Source organism: Acinetobacter apis (assembly GCF_900197575.1).
GTDB classification, from domain to species: Bacteria; Pseudomonadota; Gammaproteobacteria; order Pseudomonadales; family Moraxellaceae; genus Acinetobacter; species Acinetobacter apis.
This window is the reverse complement of sequence record NZ_FZLN01000001.1, coordinates 493,970-515,456: the sequence shown is the minus strand read 5'-3', so window position 1 is coordinate 515,456 and position 21,487 is coordinate 493,970. Positions and strand designations below refer to the sequence as shown.

At 38.4% G+C, this 21,487-nt stretch carries 21 protein-coding genes and 1 other RNA gene; 14 read left to right on the top strand and 8 right to left on the bottom strand.

Going from position 1 to position 21,487, the window contains the following annotated elements:
* Window positions 1–116: 116 nt before the first annotated feature.
* The gene (locus tag CFY84_RS02310; RefSeq protein WP_088822583.1) at window positions 117–1,988 is read right to left on the bottom strand and encodes a SurA N-terminal domain-containing protein; all 1,872 of its coding nucleotides are present in this window, start codon (window positions 1,986–1,988) and stop codon (window positions 117–119) included.
* Window positions 1,989–2,117: 129 nt separating this feature from the next.
* Window positions 2,118–2,390: an HU family DNA-binding protein gene (locus tag CFY84_RS02305; RefSeq protein WP_088822582.1), complete on the bottom strand. Its 273-nt coding sequence runs from the start codon at window positions 2,388–2,390 to the stop codon at window positions 2,118–2,120.
* A 413-nt stretch (window positions 2,391–2,803) separates the two neighbouring features.
* Between CFY84_RS02305 and CFY84_RS02300 the strand changes: the two genes are divergently transcribed.
* The 8 genes from CFY84_RS02300 to fdx all read left to right on the top strand — a co-directional run bounded on the left by CFY84_RS02300 (window position 2,804) and on the right by fdx (window position 8,878).
* Complete coding sequence (locus CFY84_RS02300; RefSeq protein WP_088822581.1) at window positions 2,804–3,448, top strand: hypothetical protein; 645 nt, start codon at window positions 2,804–2,806, stop codon at window positions 3,446–3,448.
* A gap of 108 nt (window positions 3,449–3,556) precedes the next feature.
* The gene (locus tag CFY84_RS02295; protein ID WP_088822580.1) at window positions 3,557–4,030 is read left to right on the top strand and encodes an Rrf2 family transcriptional regulator; all 474 of its coding nucleotides are present in this window, start codon (window positions 3,557–3,559) and stop codon (window positions 4,028–4,030) included.
* A gap of 2 nt (window positions 4,031–4,032) precedes the next feature.
* Complete coding sequence (locus CFY84_RS02290; RefSeq protein ID WP_088822579.1) at window positions 4,033–5,250, top strand: IscS subfamily cysteine desulfurase; 1,218 nt, start codon at window positions 4,033–4,035, stop codon at window positions 5,248–5,250.
* A 72-nt stretch (window positions 5,251–5,322) separates the two neighbouring features.
* Complete coding sequence (iscU, locus tag CFY84_RS02285) at window positions 5,323–5,709, top strand: Fe-S cluster assembly scaffold IscU (protein WP_088822578.1); 387 nt, start codon at window positions 5,323–5,325, stop codon at window positions 5,707–5,709.
* Between the two features lie 18 nt (window positions 5,710–5,727).
* Entirely contained in the window at window positions 5,728–6,048 is a 321-nt protein-coding gene (iscA, locus tag CFY84_RS02280; protein ID WP_088822577.1) for an iron-sulfur cluster assembly protein IscA, read from the top strand.
* Window positions 6,049–6,121: 73 nt separating this feature from the next.
* Window positions 6,122–6,631, top strand: coding sequence for a Fe-S protein assembly co-chaperone HscB (gene hscB / locus CFY84_RS02275; RefSeq protein WP_088822576.1), 510 nt, complete (start codon window positions 6,122–6,124; stop codon window positions 6,629–6,631).
* 28 nt (window positions 6,632–6,659) lie between these two features.
* Entirely contained in the window at window positions 6,660–8,531 is a 1,872-nt protein-coding gene (gene hscA, locus CFY84_RS02270; protein ID WP_088822575.1) for a Fe-S protein assembly chaperone HscA, read from the top strand.
* 8 nt (window positions 8,532–8,539) lie between these two features.
* Entirely contained in the window at window positions 8,540–8,878 is a 339-nt protein-coding gene (gene fdx, locus CFY84_RS02265) for an ISC system 2Fe-2S type ferredoxin (RefSeq protein WP_088822574.1), read from the top strand.
* A 27-nt stretch (window positions 8,879–8,905) separates the two neighbouring features.
* Here the strand turns inward: fdx and CFY84_RS02260 are convergent, their stop codons facing one another.
* The 3 genes from CFY84_RS02260 to mfd all read right to left on the bottom strand — a co-directional run bounded on the left by CFY84_RS02260 (window position 8,906) and on the right by mfd (window position 14,452).
* The gene (locus CFY84_RS02260) at window positions 8,906–10,381 is read right to left on the bottom strand and encodes an adenylate/guanylate cyclase domain-containing protein (RefSeq protein WP_088822573.1); all 1,476 of its coding nucleotides are present in this window, start codon (window positions 10,379–10,381) and stop codon (window positions 8,906–8,908) included.
* Between the two features lie 39 nt (window positions 10,382–10,420).
* On the bottom strand, window positions 10,421–10,855 hold the full coding sequence (locus tag CFY84_RS02255; RefSeq protein WP_088822572.1) for an HIT domain-containing protein: 435 nt from the start codon (window positions 10,853–10,855) through the stop codon (window positions 10,421–10,423).
* 132 nt (window positions 10,856–10,987) lie between these two features.
* Window positions 10,988–14,452 (bottom strand): transcription-repair coupling factor, encoded by a 3,465-nt coding sequence (mfd, locus tag CFY84_RS02250; protein ID WP_088823365.1) that lies wholly within the window; start codon window positions 14,450–14,452, stop codon window positions 10,988–10,990.
* 354 nt (window positions 14,453–14,806) lie between these two features.
* Here mfd and rpsT point away from each other — a divergent pair, with 354 nt between their 5' ends.
* On the top strand, window positions 14,807–15,076 hold the full coding sequence (gene rpsT, locus CFY84_RS02245; protein ID WP_088822571.1) for a 30S ribosomal protein S20: 270 nt from the start codon (window positions 14,807–14,809) through the stop codon (window positions 15,074–15,076).
* A 38-nt stretch (window positions 15,077–15,114) separates the two neighbouring features.
* On the opposite strand, the gene CFY84_RS02240 is transcribed toward rpsT, so the two are convergent.
* Together CFY84_RS02240 and CFY84_RS02235 are read right to left on the bottom strand one after the other, a co-directional pair.
* The gene (locus CFY84_RS02240) at window positions 15,115–15,849 is read right to left on the bottom strand and encodes a histidine phosphatase family protein (RefSeq protein ID WP_088822570.1); all 735 of its coding nucleotides are present in this window, start codon (window positions 15,847–15,849) and stop codon (window positions 15,115–15,117) included.
* A gap of 70 nt (window positions 15,850–15,919) precedes the next feature.
* Window positions 15,920–16,771 (bottom strand): 3'(2'),5'-bisphosphate nucleotidase CysQ family protein, encoded by an 852-nt coding sequence (locus CFY84_RS02235; protein ID WP_088822569.1) that lies wholly within the window; start codon window positions 16,769–16,771, stop codon window positions 15,920–15,922.
* 132 nt (window positions 16,772–16,903) lie between these two features.
* Between CFY84_RS02235 and CFY84_RS02230 the strand changes: the two genes are divergently transcribed.
* The 4 genes from CFY84_RS02230 to CFY84_RS02215 all read left to right on the top strand — a co-directional run bounded on the left by CFY84_RS02230 (window position 16,904) and on the right by CFY84_RS02215 (window position 19,767).
* Window positions 16,904–17,560, top strand: a complete 657-nt coding sequence (locus CFY84_RS02230; RefSeq protein WP_088822568.1) for an HAD-IA family hydrolase — start codon at window positions 16,904–16,906, stop codon at window positions 17,558–17,560.
* A gap of 10 nt (window positions 17,561–17,570) precedes the next feature.
* Entirely contained in the window at window positions 17,571–18,014 is a 444-nt protein-coding gene (locus CFY84_RS02225; RefSeq protein WP_088822567.1) for an RNA-binding S4 domain-containing protein, read from the top strand.
* Window positions 18,015–18,157: 143 nt separating this feature from the next.
* The gene (gene recA, locus CFY84_RS02220; protein ID WP_088822566.1) at window positions 18,158–19,189 is read left to right on the top strand and encodes a recombinase RecA; all 1,032 of its coding nucleotides are present in this window, start codon (window positions 18,158–18,160) and stop codon (window positions 19,187–19,189) included.
* Between the two features lie 62 nt (window positions 19,190–19,251).
* Complete coding sequence (locus tag CFY84_RS02215) at window positions 19,252–19,767, top strand: regulatory protein RecX (RefSeq protein ID WP_088822565.1); 516 nt, start codon at window positions 19,252–19,254, stop codon at window positions 19,765–19,767.
* A 13-nt stretch (window positions 19,768–19,780) separates the two neighbouring features.
* Here CFY84_RS02215 and ffs read toward each other — a convergent pair.
* Window positions 19,781–19,877: signal recognition particle sRNA small type (ffs, locus tag CFY84_RS02210), an RNA gene on the bottom strand.
* 282 nt (window positions 19,878–20,159) lie between these two features.
* Between ffs and CFY84_RS02205 the strand changes: the two genes are divergently transcribed.
* The gene (locus CFY84_RS02205) at window positions 20,160–21,305 is read left to right on the top strand and encodes a DnaJ domain-containing protein (RefSeq protein WP_088822564.1); all 1,146 of its coding nucleotides are present in this window, start codon (window positions 20,160–20,162) and stop codon (window positions 21,303–21,305) included.
* The last annotated feature ends 182 nt before the right edge of the window (window positions 21,306–21,487 follow it).

Sequence of the window (21,487 nt, the reverse complement as noted above, 5' to 3'; positions counted from 1 at the left end):
ATATATGTCTTGTTTATTCAATGTGAATTCAATTTAACATACGCTATTTTTAAAAAACTGACAAGTCTAAAATAGTGAAAAATAAAAAAGCATCCGAAGATGCTTTTTTATTGAATTTACTTGATTTTTGCTGTTGATTTTAAATAATCAACATAATCTGCAAGCTCTTGCTCTGCACGTGATTGTTGATATGCTTGTGTAACTTGCTGTTTTTGCTCAGGGCTAAATGACTTGAATCCGTCTGCTTTGACTTGCGCCACAGCAACAATAACCAATTCATCTGCCAAATCTGCAGCACCAACCGACCACATACCGGCTTTAGGAGCAGGTAAAGTAAAAGCAACTTTCGCAATATCTTGCTTTAAATTTTGACGAGTATATAAACCCGCTTTCTCAAACTTAATATTGCCTTTCGCCATAACTTCTGCAGCAGGCTGCGTATTAAATGCAGCCAATGTGGTTGCAATTTTCGCTTTAGCCAATTCAGCTGCTTTTTTGTTTAATAGCTTCACTTTAACATCAGCTTGTGCTTGCTCTGCTGTTTGTAAGCCTTCTGCATGATAGTTACGGATTCTAACCCAAATGTTACTGCCATCTGGCAATTGAACACTGGTGGAAATATTGCGGTCGCCACCTTTTACACTGTCATTAAACAATTTAGCTTTCACTGCAGCATTACTTAAATACGGGTCTTTGGTCCATAAGGTCACATTATTGGCTGTTTGAACCATCGCTGCTTTAACTTGCTCAGTGATTGGGTCCAAAGCATTATTTGACACCACTGTATCATTTAAATTGTTGACGGTATCTGTATACAGATTTGCAGCCTTACTCTTTTCAAGCTGTGTAGTTAATGCTGCTTTCATTGCATCGAAGCTTTCAATTTTTACAGGCTCTGTATGCATTTGAATAATATGATAACCAAAGCTTGTCTTCACAGGTTGTGATACTGCTTGGTTTTGTAATGCATTCACTGCATTATCAAATTCAGCTGAACCTAAAGTTGCTGCTTGATATCCAGCAATTAAGCCGCCTTTATCTTTTGATGATGGATCTTCTGAATATTGTTTTGCTGCTGCATCAAACGATAGACCTGCTTTAATTTTTGCTTCAATTTCATTGGCAAGCTTTAATGCTTCTGCATCAGAACGTGTATCTTGTGTAATCAAAATATGTTTTACGATTTTTGGCACACTATTCTTTTGTTTTTCAACATATTGTGTATAGGCTTGTTGAAGCTCAGCATCGGTCACAGTAAACGGCGTTTTCGCAGTCACCATATCAGGTTTAACCACGACATAATCAACGTCTACAGAGGCATTACGTCTAAAGTCATTTTTATGTTGCTCATAATACGTTGCAGCTTCTTGATTTGAAATCGTAATACCTTTCTTATACTCATCAAGTTTTATGCTCGACAAATACAATTCACGCTGTTCGGTTTGTAAATCTGCAAAACGTTCAATGGCTGTAGGACTGACTAAGGCATAATTTGAAACCGTTCCAGACAACATTTTTAATGCATGATCTTGCTGTAAGTTCGCTGTAAGCATTTCTTTGGTAATGCCTCTGCTGCGCAGATAGTTTCCAAATACTTCATTACTGAACTTACCATCCACCTGAAAGTCAGGCAATTGCGATAGCATTTGAACAAATTGACTGTCACTCATTTTTACACCAAGTTGATCAGCTTGCTGCAAAAGTAAAGTACGTGCGATTAAAGTATTAAGCGCAGATTCTCTGATAGCATTGGTATTTAACAGCGACTCATCGCCTTGTACAAATTGTAAATATTGTTGTTGATATGCTTTTATCAGTTCATCAAGCTCTTTATTTGATATTGGTTGTCCATTTACTTGTTTAGCGACATCTCCTTTGTTTGATCCGCCAAAATAACCCTCAATACCCACTAATGCTAAAGGGATTAAGAATAAAACAAGTAATACTTTACCCAACCAACCTCTAATCAGTTTACGAAACGATTCCATAAGTATTCCAATATCTTATTTGCGTGCAATTCTAACTGAAATCAACCCATGAATGAATGCATTGATTTGTCTTTTTCAGCCTTTCACATAAAAAACGCGCCCGTTGGCGCGCTTTTATTCCTATTGCACTTATGCAACAGAATCTTTTAAACCTTTACCTGCTTTAAAGCTTGGTACTTTGCTTGCTTTAATTTGAAGCTCTTCACCTGTTTTTGGGTTACGGCCTGTACGTGCTGCACGTTCTTTTACGTTAAAAGTACCAAAACCAACTAAAGTGACTGTATCACCGCTTTTCAATGCATCTGTAATTGATGTAATTGTCGCATCTAAAGCTTTCCCAGCGTCAATTTTAGATAATCCCCCATTCTTTGCAATTGCATCGATTAATTCTGATTTATTCATGAAGGTGATGTCCTCTTAATTTCGTTTATTAAAGATCTAGTATCTTACTCAAGTGCCTTTATAGCAATGCTTTAGGGGGGAACGCAATACTCATGAATTGCTTTTGTCGCAAATTTATTTAAAAAGTCAAAAAAAATGCCAATCTGAACAATATTTATCACGTTATCCTGCTAAGCTAAGGCAGATCGGTGTTTGCGATACCAATACGATTGACACAAAATATATCCATACATACTCAATCAATAACAAGATTAAACTCAAGCGCAGGCTGTATCCTTTATAATATAAATGTTAATCTAGTGCAGCAAAGTCATGTATTGATTGAACAACTTAACTTTTATTTTAAACTTGAAATAAAAAACGAAGTCAAAATTCTTCGTTACAGATGAAATCGCAGCAAAGGAAGTGACATCATGAATTCAGCGCAGCAAAAACAAGAACAATCGCATTTGTTGCTCAATTTAACCATGATTGGTTTAGAAACCTTCTACAGTTTCGTATTTAAGCATGATGATTTTGCCAAAAAGCAAGCTGCTATTTTTTTTGAGAAAAACGCGGTGATTAAAGTAAATTGCTATATACCTTACATTGACTTTTATTTGGTATTTTCAGACAAAGGGATCTTGTTTAACACTGAAGCGCCAAAAACAGCCATTGCGCTTGAAATGAGCAGTACGATTTTTGGTTACTTTCAGGCCTTGGTTTTGGGTCATCAAAAAAGTATTCGTGCCATTAAAATTTATGCCAATCAAACTGAAAAAGATCAAATGCGTGATTTATTATTGGCGCTGTCTCTTCCACAATTGGCAACCGATTGGAAAAAATGGGTAACAACAGCACATCCACAAAAAGAATTTACAGCATCGCCTGTACGTGTGTCAGGGTTACTTGAAAAAATTGATACTCAGCGTTTAAAAATTGATAACTTATATGTTGAAAATAAACAATTTAAAAACCGTATCCGTCACCTAGAACGGAAACAAAAAACAGTATATTTGCTTTTTTCATTGACCATTTTGGTCTTGATTGCCATGCTCATTTATCAATATGTCAATTAAGTTACACATTTATTGCTCGAATACATATTTTTACAGCAGTAAAACTTGACTAATTTAGTCAGGATTCATAAAATTCAATTATCTAGTCTAACCAATGTGTACCGAGTCATGCGCTTAACAACTCGCGGTCGCTACGCAGTGACTGCCCTTCTTGACATTGCTCTGCAACCTGCTGAGAGAACCATTACATTGGCTGAAATTGCCAATCGTCAAACCATCTCAGTTGCCTATTTGGAACAACTTTTCGCTAAATTAAAGCGACATGGTCTTGTAGCGAGCGTCCGTGGGGCAAATGGAGGCTACCATCTCGCAAAAAGCGCAGACCAAATCACTATGCTAGAAATTATTGAAGCAGTGAATGAAACTGTAGATGCAACACGCTGTGATCACAAAGGAAATTGCCAAAATGGCGCAATGTGTTTAACACATGACCTGTGGCAAGACCTTTCTCTACATATTGCAGATTATTTAGCAAAAATATCACTTGCTGACTTAATTTGCAGAGAAAACGTACAAACAGTAGCTATTCGCCAAAAATCAGTAAATCTCGATTCAGCCTTTTTATCGGCTACAGGTATTTAAACATGAAACGTCCAATATATCTCGATTATGCAGCAACCACTCCCGTAGATCCGCTTGTTGCTGAGCGCATGATGGAATGTTTAACCTACGAGGGTAATTTCGGTAACCCAGCGTCGCGTTCACATGCACATGGTTGGCAAGCTGAAGAAAAAGTAGAATACGCGCGTGAACAAGTGGCTAAACTTGTCAACGCAGATCCAAGAGAAATCATTTGGACATCAGGTGCAACTGAAGCAGACAACCTCGCACTAAAAGGTGTTGCACAGTTCTATGCCAATAAAGGCAAGCACATTGTCACTAGCAAAATTGAACATAAAGCAGTACTTGATGCATGTCGTGAACTTGAATCTGAAGGTTTTGAGATCACCTATATCGAACCTGAAGCAAAAACAGGTTTGATTACACCACAAATGGTTGCTGATGTTTTACGCCCAGACACCATTTTAGTCTCGCTCCTTATGGTGAACAATGAAATTGGTACAATTACAGATGTTGCTGCGATTGGTGAGCTGACACGTGCGAACAAAACATTGTTCCATGTTGATGCAGCACAAGCAGCAGGTAAAGTAGCAATTGATTTAGAAGCCATGAAAATTGATTTAATGAGCTTTTCAGCGCATAAAGCATATGGTCCAAAAGGTATTGGTGCATTATATGTACGCCGCAAACCACGTGTTCGCCTAAAAGCACAAATGCATGGTGGCGGTCATGAGCGCGGTATGCGTTCAGGCACATTGCCGACACACCAAATTGTAGGTATGGGTGAAGCATTCGAACTTGCAGGTAAGAACTTAGAGTCAGAACAAAAACGTTTACGTGTATTACGTGACCGTTTATGGAATGGCTTACAAGACTTAGAGCAAGTATTTTTAAATGGCCACCCTGTATACAACGTGGCGAACTATTTAAATGTCAGCTTCAACTTTGTTGAAGGTGAATCATTGATGATGGCATTAAAAGATATCTCTGTATCAAGCGGTTCTGCATGTACATCGGCAACGCTTGAACCATCTTATGTGCTTCGTGCACTTGGATTGTCTGATGAACTTGCTCATAGCTCAATTCGTTTTAGCTTTGGTAAGTACACCACAGAAGAAGATATTGATCATATTATTGCGATCACCAAAACTGCAGTAAATAAACTTCGCGAGCTTTCTCCGCTTTGGGATATGTTCAAAGAAGGCATTGATCTGTCAACCGTTGAATGGAATGAGCACTGATTTTTAAATCAGTACTCCCCTTTTCATTACAGTTATACATACCTAGGTGAGCCCCAGGTCAGGAGAAATATCATGGCATATAGCGAAAAAGTAATCGATCATTATGAAAATCCACGTAATGTGGGCGTTTTAGATAAAAATGCAGAAAACGTAGGTACAGGCATGGTGGGTGCACCAGCATGTGGCGACGTGATGCGTTTACAAATTCAAGTGAATGATGACGGTATTATTGAACAAGCATTATTCAAAACTTATGGTTGTGGTTCTGCCATTGCTTCAAGCTCTTTAGTGACTGAATGGCTTAAAGGTAAAACTTTAGATGAAGCACAAGCCATTAAGAACATTGATATTGCAACTGAACTTGCTCTACCTCCTGTGAAAGTACACTGTTCAGTACTTGCAGAAGATGCAATTAAAGCGGCGATTGAAGATTTTCGCGCAAAAAAAGCTAGCGCATAACCGAGAATTGGAGTTTTCATGATTCACTTAACCGAAAGTGCAGCAACTCATATCAGCAACTACCTGCAAAACCGTGGTAAGGGTGAAGGCATTCGCGTGGGCGTGAAAACTTCAGGTTGCTCAGGCTTAGCTTATGTTCTTGAGTTTGTTGATGAGATTGACTCACATGATCAAGTGTTTGAACAATTTGGGGTCAAAGTATTTATTGATCCAAAAAGCTTAGTCTATTTAGATGGTTTAGAAATGGATTATGCGAAAAATGGTTTAAATGAAGGCTTTGAATTTAGCAATCCAAATAAAAAAGGTGAATGTGGTTGTGGTGAGTCTTTCACAGTCTAATCACCTTCCCTTGTTCTGACCAAAATGAATCAATAAAACCATTTATTGATTCATTTTATTATTGGGTTAACTTATGAATTACTATGAACTGTTCAATCTTCCTGTTGAATTAGACATTGATCAAGCAACACTCAAAGCACAATCGCTCAAACTACAACAGCAATATCATCCTGATCGCGTAGAAGATAAAAATTTTGCTTTAATTAAATCAAGTGAAATTAACCAAGCGTATAACACACTGTCTCAAATTGATTCACGTGCAGGTTATTTGTTAAAATTGGTGCAACAGGATCAAGGTTTAGAACAATCCATTCATGATTTTGATTTCTTACAATCCGCGCTTGATTTAAGAGAACGCTTAGATGATGCGCAATCTGCTGAACAACTGAGTGCATTAAAACAAGAAATTCGCCAACATATTGTCGATTTAAGCCAAGATTTTAAAACCCAATACCATGCCAAAACATGGGATGCTGCACAAGAAACAGTAAGAAAATTACAGTTTTTCCAGCGCGTTTTAAATGATATCGACAAAGCAGAAGAACGACTACTTGATGACTTTGATCTCAATGATGACTTTTAACTGCTCAAATATTAAGGATGTTTAATACATGGCCCTCTTGCAAATCGCAGAACCAGGACAATCAAGTGCACCACATCAACACCGTATTGCAATTGGTATTGATTTAGGAACAACACATTCATTGGTTGCCACTGTACTGTCAGGTCAAGCCAAAGTCCTGCAAGATGACCGAGGACGCGTTTTACTCCCATCAATTGTCCATTATGACCAAAATCCGCATGCCACGCGCTATGGTTATGATGCTCAAGAATTTTTAGTTCAAGATGCTGAAAATACTATTGTTTCTGTGAAACGTTTTATGGGCCGTTCCAAGGCAGATATAAAGTTTCAACACCCATATGCTTTAATTGGTGGTGAGCATGAAATGCCTACTTTCCAAACAGCAGCAGGTGCAAAAACGCCAGTAGAAATTTCAGCAGATTTACTTAAACAATTAAGAGTTCGTGCCGAAGACAGCTTAAAACACCCTATTCAAGGTGCTGTAATCACAGTACCTGCCTATTTTGATGAAGCACAACGTCAAGCAACGCGTGATGCAGCACAATTGGCAGGTTTAAATGTACTGCGTTTATTGAATGAACCAACTGCCGCAGCAGTCGCGTATGGACTAGATCAAACCACAGATTTATCAGTAGATGCCAATTATGTGGTGTACGACTTAGGCGGTGGAACGTTTGATGTTTCTATTTTAAGATTTTCGCAAGGCGTATTCGAGGTTTTAGCCACAGGTGGTCATACTGCGCTAGGTGGTGATGATCTAGATCGTTTAATTGTGAAATGGTTAAAGCAGACGTTTGCCATTGAAACACTTAATAATGAGCAATATGCAGAATTCTTAATTGCTGCAAAAAAAGCAAAAGAAGCATTGTCTGAACACACTGAAACAGCAATAACATTGTTGTCTCAAACAGTTACACTTGACCGAGCAACATTTGAGCAGATCATTCAAGTCGCGCTTGATCGTACTATCAGTGTTTGTAAACGTGTTTTACGTGATGCCAAACTTGAACTTACCGATATTCAAAATGTAATTTTGGTCGGTGGTTCTACGCGCTCTTATGCTGTACAACAAACTGTTGAACAGGTATTTGCACAACAACCACTGTGTACCATTAATCCTGATGAAGTGGTTGCAATTGGTGCATCAATCACAGCCAATCAATTGATCGGAAACAGTAGTCAAGATGCTTTATTGCTCGATGTAACACCACTGTCTTTGGGGCTAGAAACCATGGGTGGGCTTGTTGAACGTGTTATTTCTAGAAATACTGCAATTCCTGTTGCACGACGCCAAGAGTTCACGACATATCAAGATGGCCAAACTGCAATGCTGATTCATGTCGTTCAAGGTGAGCGAGATTTAGTTGAGCATTGCCGATCACTCGGTCAATTTACCTTACGCGGTATTCCACCAATGACCGCAGGTCAAGCACGCATTGAAGTCACTTTTCAAGTTGATGCAGATGGATTATTGGCTGTTTCTGCACGTGAAACCACATCCAATGTTCAGGCACATATTGACATCAAACCATCTTATGGATTGTCTGATTCTGATATGGAACGCTTACTCATTGAAGGCTTCCAATATGCAGAAGAAGATAAAAACTTACGTCATTTGGCTGAAACAAAAGTAGAAGCTCAGCGTGAGTTAGAAGCTTTACAGCAGGCGTTCAAAGTTGACGCTGATTTGCTTTCACCAGAACAGCAAAGTGCGATGCAACAGGCAGAAAGCCAGTTAAGTCAACAACTTCAGCATGATGATGTCGAAGCCATCGAACGTGCTGTTGAAGCACTTAAAAAATATAGTGATGCCTTCGCAGCATTACGTATGAATCGTCATATTGATCATGCGTTAAAAGGCACAAAACTCGATGATTGGTCAAACCAAGGTTCTAAATAGGTTCATATATGCCACGTATTAAAGTTCGTCCACATGCTCAGTTTTGCCCTGAAGGTGCTGAGTTTGAAGTAGAAAAAAACAGTAACTTATGTGAAAGTTTGCTAAAAAATGGTGTCAAAATTGAGCATGCATGTGATATGTCATGTGCTTGCACAACATGTCATGTGGTCGTGCGCAAAGGTTTTGATCATTTAGATGAAATGAATGATGTCGAAGCCGATCTTCTAGACCGTGCTTGGGGCCTAGAAGCAGACTCACGTTTATCATGCCAAGTGATTGTTGAAGATGAAGATTTAGAAGTTGAGATTCCAAAGTATACGCTCAACCATGCATCTGAAGGTCATTAAGCAATTGTTTTACACGGTTCAAATGGATTAATTTGAATTTGAACCGTGTAATTGTTTAGGTTGAATGATTTCAATTGATTCATCATTCAAATTTAACCGTGCCACACCCTGCTCTGTGGTCATTTCTTTTTGTTGCTCTAAGCGTTTGGTCATTTTTTCTAAAATAGCAATCAATTTCGCATACTCAAAATGCTGCACTTCTTCTAAATTTAATATCAGATGAAAGCCTTTATATTCATAATCAAACCACTGCTGCATTTCTGAAGTCAAGCCTGTATATTTATCTAGGACTTGCCATGCATTCATCACTTGCTGCACCCCTTTTAACTGAATCGCTTCTTTGGGAATACAAATAAATTCATCTTTGATGAGTTGGTATGTCGCATCTGAAATCAAAATTTCATCAATGTCTGCTGCTGTTTGCAAACGAGATGCCAAATTCACATCATGACCAATGACCGTATAAGACATCCGATAATCAGAACCATAATTCCCTACGTGACAATAGCCTGTACTGACCCCCATACGCACATGAAGTTCAGGGAATCCCATTTTTAGCCAACGCTCACGTAAGACATGCATTTGCTGACGCATGGTAATTGCCATTTCAATACAACGCTTAGCATCTTGCTCAATACCTTTGGTCTGTGGATCACCAAAAAATATGAGTACACCATCGCCGATAAATTTATCTAATGTTGCTTCATGCTTCTTGGCAATTTCAGTCATGTGCTTTAAGTAGTCGTTTAATACCAAAGCCAAGTCTTCAGGAATTAAGCGTTCTGCTAACCCTGTGAATCCTTGTATATCTGAAAAAAAGATAGTCATTTTTTTTCTTTTATATTCGATTTTGGCTTGGGTTTCTCCACTCATAATTGACTGCCATAACTGCTTTGATGCATAACGGCTCAATTGGGTAGAGAACTGCACATAACGGTTCATTTGCTCTTGATAGTAATTTCTAGTTTTCTTTAAATGCTCAATATAATTTTTATGCAAATAAAATCCAGAACCTAAATACAATGAAAAACAAATAAAACTGTAAATTTCAAGTAATTTACTATTTGAATTTAGATAGTTATCAAACCCAAAAAATAAAATTGCATTTAAATACAAGGTGAGCGTTGCCATAATGATGGATGCAACAGCAGTCAAAAAAGAAACTTTTGACAAACTATTGATACAACCTAAAACAATAATCACTAACCCACTAAACACCAATGAAAAATGCACTGATGCAATTGCAATGAAAGAAATGACAACATCAAATACAAATAAAACTTCGCGGGCATAATCGCCACTGACTTTTTGTTGTAAAAAATCAAATGATTTTAAAGAGACTGGAAATAAAATAGCTGCAACGATTGCTGTTAAAAAGTATTCTAACCGAATAGGGGTATTAAAATAATAAATAAATACCGCCAAAGACAAAACGATATACGCAACTAATCGATAAACACTTTCAACAGCAAAGCGGTTTTTTAGAATTTGTTCTAAAAGCATTATGCTGTTCCTACTCGGAATGGGAGCATGATGACAAAATTACTCCATACGCCAATCAAATGGCATATCACCTTGTCCACGTAATGCAAGCATCAGTGTTTGACGCATATGTGATAACACTTCATTGTTATAAGGTGCAGCTTCAAGCCCCCAAACAGGCTTTGGCCAAACAACATCATTTTGATAACGTACAACATGATGAAAATGTAATTGTGGCACGACATTGCCAAGCGCTGCGACATTCATCTTGTCTGCACGAAATACACGTGACAATTGACTTGATAACCAGCTTGACTCACGTAAGAATTGTTCTTGGTCTGCTTGGCTTAATTCATAAAGCTCTGTAATACCTGGCACTCTTGGAATGAGTATCAGCCATGGAAATTGCATATCATTCATTAAACGACATGTTGATAAAGGAAAGTCACCAACAAAGAAAGTATCTTGGGCTAACTGTGGATGTAGACTAAACATATCTTTATAAATCGTCAAAATAAAAGTTAGCTCATCTTACCATATAGATTTTATCCTGAATATCTAGCCTATACATTTGTCTGCATATTTGATGAGCGTCAGTAAATAAATTTATTTACTGACGCGAGTCAATTAACGCTGTATTTCTTTTAACAACTGCTCAAGTAAGTCTTGGACAAACTTAATCCGATCTGCATATTCAGCCAATTGCGCACTAATCTTCAATCGTTGCCCACCATCCATTCGATATTGAGTCGGATGTTTTTGCATCAATTGAATAATGGTAATGGCTTGCACTTTGGTATCAGGTGAAAACTCTACATAACCACCATGTTGTGTAATATCTATTTTAAGAATGTCCAACTGTTCAGCCAATAAACGAATATGATGAATACTAAACAATTGCTTCACAGGCATCGGTAACAAACCAAAGCGGTCAATCAACTCCATGCGAATGTTATCTAGCTTTTCAGCAGTGTCTGTATTGCTGATTCGTTTATAAAATAACAATCGCTGATGTACATCACCCAAATAATCATCAGGTATCAGCGCAGGCAGATGTAAATTAATTTCTGCAGTTAAACTCAGTGGTGCATCAAAATTTGGTGTTCTGCCCTTTTGTACTGCTTTGGTGGCTTTTTCAAGCATCTCCATATACAAGCTATAACCAATTGCTTGCATTGAACCACTTTGCTTTTCACCCAACAATTCGCCAGCACCACGAATTTCAAGATCCTCTGTTGCAAGCATAAAACCTGCACCTAAGTTTGATGCACGTTGAATGGCATCTAAACGCTTCTCTGCATCGCCTTTTAATCCTTTAAATGAAGGAATAAGTAAATAGGCATAAGCTTGATGATGCGAACGTCCAACTCGTCCACGTAACTGATGAAGTTGTGCTAATCCAAGTTTATCTGCACGCTCAATAATAATGGTGTTGGCATTCGGAACATCAATTCCTGTTTCCACAATGGTTGAACACACAAGGACATTATGTTCTTTGTGATAAAACTGCTGCATGATCTGCTCAAGTTCGCGCTCTCGCATTTGCCCATGTGCCACAGCCACGCGTGCTTCAGGAACCAAATTACGAATATTTTCTGCTGTCCGCTCAATGGTATCAACTTCATTATGCAAGAAGTAAACTTGCCCACCTCTTAGCAGCTCACGTAAAATTGCTTCAGTAATGGTGGCACTGGTTTGCTCTTGTACAAAGGTTTTTACCGCCAAACGGCGTGCAGGAGGAGTTGCGATAATTGATAAATCACGCATCCCACTAAAAGACATATTGAGCGTTCTTGGAATAGGTGTTGCGGTTAGTGTCAGCATATCCACATCAGTGCGGAGCGCTTTAATACGCTCTTTATCACGTACACCAAAACGATGCTCTTCATCTACCACCATTAAACCAAGCTCTTTAAACTTAATGGTGTCTTGCAAAATCTTATGTGTTCCAATCACAATGTCCACTTTACCTTCAGCAAGGTCAGCGATGGTCTGTTGGTGGGTTTTGGCTGAACCAAACCGTGATAACACCTCAATTCGCACAGGCCAATCAGCAAAACGGTCTTTAAATGACTCATAATGCTGCTGTGCAAGTAAGGTTGTCGGCACTAAAATGGCCACTTGTTTGCCATTCTCGACAGCCACAAAAGCAGCACGCATTGCAACTTCAGTTTTTCCGAACCCAACATCACCACATACCAAACGATCCATCGGCTTCGGCTGTTGCATATCATGTAATGTCATTTCAATGGCATTGGCTTGATCTAACGTTTCTTCATATGCAAAGGCATTGGCAAATAAACGGTATGCGGTGTCTTCAACTTTAAATGCATAGCTTGGCTTTGCTTGACGGCGCGCTTGTACATGTAACAGTTCTACTGCGACATCATGAATTTGTTCTAACGCTTTTTGTTTGGCTTTATTCCATGCATCTGTACCAAGCTTATGTAAAGGCGCAAGGTCAGGGTCACCCCCACTATAACGACTAATTAAATGTAAATTTGAAACAGGGACATAAACCTTTGCTTCACCTGCATAGTTAAGCTGTAAAAACTCATGTGCTTGCCCATCAATTTCTAAAAACACTAACCCTTGATAACGCCCTACACCATGATCAATATGAACAATCGGTGAACCAATGGTCAGTTCGGTTAAACTTTTAATTAAAAACTCTTCAGAAACCTCTTGCTGACGTTTTTTCCGACGTTGAACAATGCGCTGCTCATACAGCTGATTTTCTGAAATAATGGTTAGTCGATCAGGAAGCTGTAATCCCCGGTCTAAAGCTGCATGTGTGATGGCTATATTGGGTTTTTTAAGCAGGAATTCATCAAATGAACCTACTTGGGCAATATCACCTAAATGCGGACGTAATGCATCTTTTAATGACTCTCGCCGTCCTGCACTTTCAGCCACCAATAACACTTGTGTTTTTTGCTGCTCAATAAAATGTGTTAATTCAGCAAAAGGCTGTTCTTTTTTAATATCCACAGCCAATTTGGCAGGAAGCTCAGCATGGATATTTAAAACCCCGGCTTTATCGGCAAAGACTTGTGTTGATGTTTGAATACGGCGAAACTGATTAAACTTTTCTTGAACTTGATTCGGCTGTAAAAACAACATTTCAGGTGCAAGCAATGGCTGATCTACATTATGTTTACGGTCTTCATAACGACGATGCGTATCTTGCCAAAAATGCTGCAAATCTTGTTCTAAGCCATCTTCTGTAATCACAATGGCATGACTTGGCAAATAAGATGTTAAGTTACCTGAACTTTCCATGTCATGTTGAGTAAAAAATAGTGGAAAGTAAAACTCAATCCCTGGTGAAGAAATACCTTCTAATACATCTTGATAAAATGGGTTCTTTTTGGCATTCGCACGAGGAAACATCTCGGCATAACGATCTCTAAACGTAGAACGACCATCTTTTAAAGGAAACTCTTTGGCAGGTAATACACTAAAATGCTCTAAATTTTCAGTAGTACGCTGAGTTTCAGGGTCAAAGAATTTTAAAGTTTCAACTTCATCGTCAAATAAATCAATCCGAATCGGGTAATCTTGCCCTGACGCATAAATATCGACAATGCTTCCGCGCACTGCAAATTCGCCATGATCATAAACGGTATCTACTAAATAATAGCCTGCTTGAATTAACTTGGCTTTTTGTGCTTCTAAATCAAAACGGTCGCCAATTCGAATATCAAAATGTTCACCCAACAACCAAGAGGCAGGTGTAACTCGTTGCGCAGCTGTGGCAGCAGTCATTAACAGCACACCATGTTTTGGCATATTGGACAAAATTGCTAAACGTTCAGACACAATGTCTTGGTGTGGCGATAAACGATCGTAAGGTAGGATCTCCCAATCAGGAAATACATGTGCTTTCAAACCATAAAATGCAAGTTCACTTTCAAGCTGTACTAAATTTTGGCTGTTTTTAGCGACCACCACAAACAATTGTTGGGGTTGTTTCGTATATATTTCTTGCAGTAATAGTGCTGTGGCTGAGCCCAATAACCCGCCTACCCACCTTTTTTCATTTTTTTTAAATTGTTCTAAACCAAGTTGAGTAATTTCTTTTTCAAAAATAGACATGGATTCAAGATTAAGCTGATTTTCATAACCTCAAATACTATCATGTATCGGTAAAATTGTGAGAATTCTCATGCAACTTCACCAAACAATTCGTCATACACATTAAGTGGTCTGAAATTAAACAGCTATTTGCCAAACAATGCACCAAATTTGGGAACTTTGTTGGTTTTTCTTCAGCATAAGCTATGATTTTCATATAAACTAAACCGAGCAAGCCTTTATAAGGGTTGACTTCGCCGCGATGATTCATCACAATATCGCACTTGTTTACGGGCTGGTTAAGGGGAACTGTGTAATTTCGGTTTTGTTTCAGCCCGCCCAGACCAATCTAATTCAAGGAGTGCAAGAGTGGCTAACTCTGCTCAGGCTAAAAAACGTGCGCGTCAAAACGTAAAAGCGCGTAAACACAACGCAAGCTTGCGTTCTATGGTTCGTACTTACCTTAAACGTACTTTAAGTGCTATTGCTGCTGGTGACTATGCTGTTGCTACAGAAGCTTATAAAAAAGCTGTTCCTGTAATCGACCGTATGGCTGACAAAGGCATTATCCACAAAAATAAAGCAGCTCGTCATAAGAGCCGCTTAAATGCACAAGTTAAAGCGTTAGCGTCTAACTAAGCTGCATGATCATAAAAGAGCCCCGATTTGGGGCTTTTTTATGCATGATGCATTTGAATTTGTTCTTTCAACTGCGCAATTACAATCTGTTTTTGTTCGCCACGCCATACCATTTGCATGGTACTTTCTTCAAAATTATCACCATCAAACCAAATAAATAACCCTTCCATCATTTTTGGCCAATCGGCAGATGTCACTTCAGCAATCCCTAAGGTATAAGATAAAATTACTGCAATAATGGTGTCATGTGTGACCACCAAGTTTAAGCCTTCTGCTTGTTTCTGCTCTAATGCATACACCATGTTTAAAATATCAAGTACGCCTTGAGCTGAATTCTTCATGCCAGGCAACTTATTTTGAATTAACTGATTAATAAAACCAAGTGCTCCCAAATCCCGAAAAAAAGGAGATGCTAAAGCATGATCTTCAACAAAGCTTCCTGGCTCAACCAATAAGTTATTTTGAATGATTTCAATTTTGGTTGTATCGCCATATGCCCCAAATAGCATATGAGATGCTGTATCAATACAACGCTGAATCGGGCTTGTGGTGCATGAAAGAACTTGACGCCCTGTTGATGTGATGAGATGCCCACCCCAATATTGGGCCAATGCAATCCCTTCCTCTGTGAGCTGTAAATCGTACCCTGCCAATCCTTTGCCTGTTGCAACATGGCGAATCGAATGACGCGTGAATAAAGTAACGGATACATTGTCCTTAGGCAGCAAATTTAACGACTGCAACATGCTTGGAGGTAACTGACCTAACGGCATAAGATGACTCTGATTCTTTCATTATTTTGTCTATAGTATGCGCTTTTTTGTGCTCCAAATAAACGCTTGTTTAAACTTCAGGCAAAGAATCCAATGTTGCAAAAGCAAGTTGTTGATACTTCGGCTGCGTTACTGCAATAAATCCAGCATTCAACAATGTAGAACGTTGGTTGTACACAAACGCTTTACCATCTAAAGCATAAATACCGCCACCGATGCTCTCAAGTAAACATTGTCCTGCGCTTGTATCCCATTCCGAAGTAGGATGAAATCTTGGATAAATATCAACTTCGCCCTCTAACATTAAACAAAACTTATAAGCACTGCCTGCACGCATTAACTTCACTTGGTGCTGTGCTTCTATGGCTTGTAAAAAAAGCAGGTCCTGTCGTCCTGATTGACGATGACTGACCCCAAGTTGAATCACCGCCTCGACAGCAACATCAGCAGAATATTGAAACCAGCGCTTCGTCTGAGTGCAAAATCGCAAAGGTGGCTGATTTAAGTATCCAATATAAATGACATGTTGTTCAGGCACACTAATGGCAGCAAAGGTGGTTTGACTGTGCTCAACTAAACTTAAATTGATTGTGAATTCAGGTCGTTTATGAATAAATTCTTTGGTGCCATCTAAAGGGTCTAAAAGCCAAAATTTTTGCCATGTCATGCGATCATGGTGTTCGCCCTCTTCTGACAAAATGGGTAGTTTTAATATATTTGCTAATGCTGTATTTAAAAAGGTGTGAACTTTGAGATCGGCTTGAGTGACTGGTGAATGATCTGATTTAGCCTCAATCAAAAAATCAAGCTGTCCTGCTAAGTATGCCTGAAACTCTTGCCGTAAAATTTGATTGGCATCCGACAATATATGCGTCACATCAAGCAACAATTGGTCTTTAGGTGGGTTTATTGCATTAAACATAGATTTATCCAGCTCAGTGAGCAAAAAACAAAGTAATCGATCAAAAACGATCACGAATGTATATTGAATCTACAAAGGAAAGTTCTTTATAATCATAAAGCACTGAAGTCGAATATCAATCATGAGTTGATTATGAAAAAACAAATCTATATGTTTGATATGGATGGCACATTACTTGATTTGGCTTATGACGAATTGATTTGGAACACTGTTGTTCCCAATGAATTAGTCAAACACCATCCCATGCAGCCAGAAAAAATAAAACAAAAGCTACATCAGCAATATACCGAATATCAAAATACTTTGTCATGGTATTCCACAACATTTTGGTCTAATACGCTACAGATCGATATTTTACAATTACACCGCCTCCATGCATTGCATATCCAACCTCGCGCAGGTTGTTATGAATTGTTGGCAGAGCTGAACCGTCGAGGTCATGAGTGCTGGATTGTCACCAATGCAGATTTGGCAAATCTCAATCTCAAGCTTGAAAATACCCTCCTTCGCCCTTACTTTAAACATATCATCAGTAGTGAGTCGATTGGCTACCCTAAAGAGCATGAGCAGTTTTGGCACCATGTCATGGCGAAATATCCATTTTCGGTCAAGGAAAGTGTATTTATTGATGATACTTATCGGGTCTTAAACCAGGCGGAACAATATGGATTCCAACATGTTTGGATGATCAGCCAACCCTCAAGCCAATCTGAAATGAAAACTCAACTTCCTTACCCGTCAATCAATGCGTTAACTGATCTTATTCCCTTTATTTCAAGGCTGTCTTAAAAGGAAAAATATGAAAAAAAAGTCTGCTGAATCTACAGCCAAACCAACCAGTATGCGAATTGACAAATGGCTATGGGCGGCGCGGTTCTTTAAAACCCGCTCATTGGCGAAAGCAGCAATTGAAGGAGGTAAAGTCCACCATCAATCAGAGCGTGTAAAAGTATCTAAAGAGGTTTATGCTGGCTTAGAGCTCACCATACAGCAAGGTCAAGACAAAAAAACCGTCATGGTCAAAGCAATATCAGACCAGCGTGGACCTGCCTCTGTAGCACAACACTTATACGAAGAAAGCGAAGTCAGTATTGCTCGTCGTGAACTTTTGGTTTCACAGCGTAAACTCAATAACCTTGCGCGGCCTGATCATAAACCGACTAAAAAAGACCGTCGACAAATGACCAAGTTTAAAACCAGCCATGATGATGTAGCAGATGAATATTGGGACTATAGCCATTAGTACGACATAATCTGTCGTACTCATCAGTTCGGTATCTAGAGAAATAGACACAAACCTGTCACTATATCACGTGTGGAATACAGCAAGCATGAAAGACATCCACTCGGGATTTAATGTAATATTTATTGTTTTGAGGCGATAAGATGGATGAGAATAAAGGTAAAGCGCTAAGCGCAGCATTGGCCCAAATTGAAAAGCAATTTGGTAAAAATTCTGTCATGCGTATGGGCGATAAAACAGTACAGGCTGTCGAAGCCATCTCTACTGGCTCTTTAACTGTGGATATTGCACTGGGTATCGGTGGATTACCAAAAGGTCGAATTGTCGAAATTTATGGACCTGAATCATCAGGTAAAACCACCATGACATTGCAAGCCATTGCTGAGTGCCAAAAAGCTGGTGGCACATGTGCGTTTATTGATGCAGAGCATGCGCTAGACCCACAATATGCGAAAAAGCTTGGTGTAGACATTGATAACTTGCTGGTATCACAGCCAGACCATGGTGAACAAGCACTTGAAATTGCAGACATGTTGGTAAGATCTGGTGCGGTAGAACTGATCGTTGTCGACTCAGTGGCAGCATTGACACCTCGTGCAGAAATTGAAGGCGAAATGGGCGACTCGCATATGGGTTTACAAGCCCGTTTAATGAGCCAAGCGCTTCGTAAAATTACAGGTAATGCAAAGCGTTCAAACTGTATGGTTATCTTCATTAACCAAATTCGTATGAAAATTGGTGTCATGTTTGGTAGCCCAGAAACCACAACGGGTGGTAATGCATTAAAGTTCTATGCATCAGTACGTTTAGATATTCGCCGTATTGGCCAAGTCAAAGAAGGCGATGAAATCATCGGCTCAGAAACTAAAATCAAAGTGGTTAAAAACAAAATGGCACCGCCATTTAGAGAAGCGCTGTTCCAAATTCTATATGGAAAAGGCGTTAACCACTTAGGTGAAGTCATTGACCTTGCGGTACAACAAAATATTGTACAAAAAGCAGGTGCTTGGTATTCATACCAAGGCAACAAAATTGGGCAAGGTAAAAATAACGTGATTCGTTACTTAGAAGAAAACCCTGAATTGGCACCTGAAATTGAAGCAAAAATTCGTGCTGAACTGCTTACCACAGTCAATCAGAAGCAAGAAGAAGAGCCTGATACTCTAGACGCTTAAATCCAATATGGCGCCCTTCATGGGCGCTTTATTTTTGTTCCACATTAGTTTAATTGATCATTATGGTTTATAAAAAACGATTTAAAAGCTCAACCACAACCTCCACTGAAGAAGTAAAAACTTTAACTGGCAGCAAATTGCGCTCATATGCATATGCATTACTCGCAAAACGAGAATACTCTAAAGCCGATCTGACCAATAAGCTACTGCGCTTTGCCTGTGATGAAAATGAGGTGCTTGAGCTTATAGAACAACTTATCGACATGAATTATCAAAGTGATGAGCGTTTTGCCAAGCAAATACTAAGAAGTCAAATGACACAAGGCCAAGGCCCTGCACGCATCAAATTAAAGTTAAAACAAAAGTCGGTAAATGTCGATTTTATACAAGAAGAACTTGAAGAGAATGATTGGTTAATACAAGCATATCAATTGAAAGTTAGAAAGTTTGGTACAGACATTGAACATGACCAAAAGAAAAAAGCGAAGCAAATTCGTTTTTTACAATATAGAGGCTATTCATTAGATATTATTTTTAAAGTGATTGCGGCTGAATCTGAAGAGGTATTATATGAATAATAAATGGTGGCGACCCTGCTAGCAAAAACCCGGCACATCATAGATTTGCTACCGTTGCTACCTTCCGGTCCTGGCGGGGTTTGCAAAGTACAATTGCGAGACAACCAGCAGGATCACCATTACGAGAATCAGTATAAAGATTTTTATTTGAGTTACAAGATAAGTTATTTAAATATTCTAAAAATATGATCCGTTTGATTACTAATAATCCAATTTACCACTTAAACCTGTAAATAGACTCGTTCTTTATAATCAAAGTCATGCCTCCTACGCTTTATGCCCATTCATTAAGTGATCATTTAATGCATAAATAATTAAAATATAAAATAATTATTTGATAATATTTCATCAAGTTTTATTTTAACAATATATTTTATTATTTCGGGGATGCTTTGAACAAGTTCCAAACACATTACGACAATTTAAAAGTTGCACGTACAGCACCAATTGAAGTGATCAGAGCAGCATACAAAAGTCTATCGCAGAAGTATCATCCTGACCGCAATCAAAATAGTGCTGAAGCCAATGAAATTATGCGATTAATTAATCATGCTTATGAAGTACTTTCTGACCCTATTCAAAGAAAGAGACACGATGAATGGATTACACAACAAGAACAATTGCATAACCAATCTCGGCATTATTCAAAACAGCCCTCACCAACTTATACAACAACATATACCCAACCCAATAGGAAATCCAAATCAAATTTTAAAAGTTATCAACATCGACGTAAAATCGCAAAAATAAAAAGTTTAATCAACCGTTTGGGGGTATTCGTTACAGTAGTGATTGTGATCTTAACTATTGTCAAATCTAATACCAACTATTTAGATCAAACATGGCTGAATATGAAAAAAAGTCATACGACCTATCAAACAAGTTTTGACTGTAAACAAACACAAGCTTTAGTTGAACATCTAATTTGCCACGATATAAATTTAGCAACTGCTGACATTCAACTATATGAAATGATAAAAATTGCTCGGTCACAATCTAATAATGTCACTGCACTCAATAATTACTTGCGTCAAGAATGGAATAACCGTCAACAAAATTGTTCTGATGTGTCTTGTTTATCTACTTGGTACAGCAAACAAGAAGCCCTATTAGATCGGGTCATTAAAACTGGGTATATGCATTTACCCAAAGTACCGTTGCCTGAAACTGGAATGATAAGCCGTTCATCCTTTGAAGGCGTTGCGCCATTTAAAGTAACTGTACCTTTAGATCAAGTGCACTACTTTCTAAAAATAGTAAATGCAAATACGGGAGAACGTATTGCAAGCTATTTTATACGATCGGGAGAAACATTAGAGACTAAACTGCCATTAGGAAATTACAAGATTAAGTACGCATTTGGTGAGGTTTGGTATGGGAAAAACCACTTATTTGGTGAAAATACGCAATTTGCAAAAGCAAATCAAAACTTTGAATTTAATTTTAATGGTTATCAATATCAGGGGCATCGCTTAGAACTGATTCAACGCCAAAATGGTAATTTAGAATCATCTACAATCTCTAAAAACGAGTTTTAATACAACACAGCAGTATATCAAATAGAATGGCTCATTTTAGCAAGAATCACACAAAGCACCTGTTGTATTGATTCAATCACATTTAGCATAATCTATTGCAAATCATTATACTGCTATATCAATTTAATTTATATTTTATAACATTTAGGTGATTCTAAATTTGATTTATGATTTTGGCAGGA

Bases quoted from the DNA above. Each gene is read 5' to 3' on its own strand.
- CFY84_RS02310 (WP_088822583.1), bottom strand. From the start codon at position 1,988: ATGGAATCGTTTCGTAAACTGATTAGAGGTTGGTTGGGTAAAGTATTA.
- CFY84_RS02305 (WP_088822582.1), bottom strand. From the start codon at position 2,390: ATGAATAAATCAGAATTAATCGATGCAATTGCAAAGAATGGGGGATTA.
- CFY84_RS02300 (WP_088822581.1), top strand. From the start codon at position 2,804: ATGAATTCAGCGCAGCAAAAACAAGAACAATCGCATTTGTTGCTCAAT.
- CFY84_RS02295 (WP_088822580.1), top strand. From the start codon at position 3,557: ATGCGCTTAACAACTCGCGGTCGCTACGCAGTGACTGCCCTTCTTGAC.
- CFY84_RS02290 (WP_088822579.1), top strand. From the start codon at position 4,033: ATGAAACGTCCAATATATCTCGATTATGCAGCAACCACTCCCGTAGAT.
- iscU (WP_088822578.1), top strand. From the start codon at position 5,323: ATGGCATATAGCGAAAAAGTAATCGATCATTATGAAAATCCACGTAAT.
- iscA (WP_088822577.1), top strand. From the start codon at position 5,728: ATGATTCACTTAACCGAAAGTGCAGCAACTCATATCAGCAACTACCTG.
- hscB (WP_088822576.1), top strand. From the start codon at position 6,122: ATGAATTACTATGAACTGTTCAATCTTCCTGTTGAATTAGACATTGAT.
- hscA (WP_088822575.1), top strand. From the start codon at position 6,660: ATGGCCCTCTTGCAAATCGCAGAACCAGGACAATCAAGTGCACCACAT.
- fdx (WP_088822574.1), top strand. From the start codon at position 8,540: ATGCCACGTATTAAAGTTCGTCCACATGCTCAGTTTTGCCCTGAAGGT.
- CFY84_RS02260 (WP_088822573.1), bottom strand. From the start codon at position 10,381: ATGCTTTTAGAACAAATTCTAAAAAACCGCTTTGCTGTTGAAAGTGTT.
- CFY84_RS02255 (WP_088822572.1), bottom strand. From the start codon at position 10,855: ATGTTTAGTCTACATCCACAGTTAGCCCAAGATACTTTCTTTGTTGGT.
- CFY84_RS02240 (WP_088822570.1), bottom strand. From the start codon at position 15,849: ATGCCGTTAGGTCAGTTACCTCCAAGCATGTTGCAGTCGTTAAATTTG.
- CFY84_RS02235 (WP_088822569.1), bottom strand. From the start codon at position 16,771: ATGTTTAATGCAATAAACCCACCTAAAGACCAATTGTTGCTTGATGTG.
- CFY84_RS02230 (WP_088822568.1), top strand. From the start codon at position 16,904: ATGAAAAAACAAATCTATATGTTTGATATGGATGGCACATTACTTGAT.
- CFY84_RS02225 (WP_088822567.1), top strand. From the start codon at position 17,571: ATGAAAAAAAAGTCTGCTGAATCTACAGCCAAACCAACCAGTATGCGA.
- recA (WP_088822566.1), top strand. From the start codon at position 18,158: ATGGATGAGAATAAAGGTAAAGCGCTAAGCGCAGCATTGGCCCAAATT.
- CFY84_RS02215 (WP_088822565.1), top strand. From the start codon at position 19,252: ATGGTTTATAAAAAACGATTTAAAAGCTCAACCACAACCTCCACTGAA.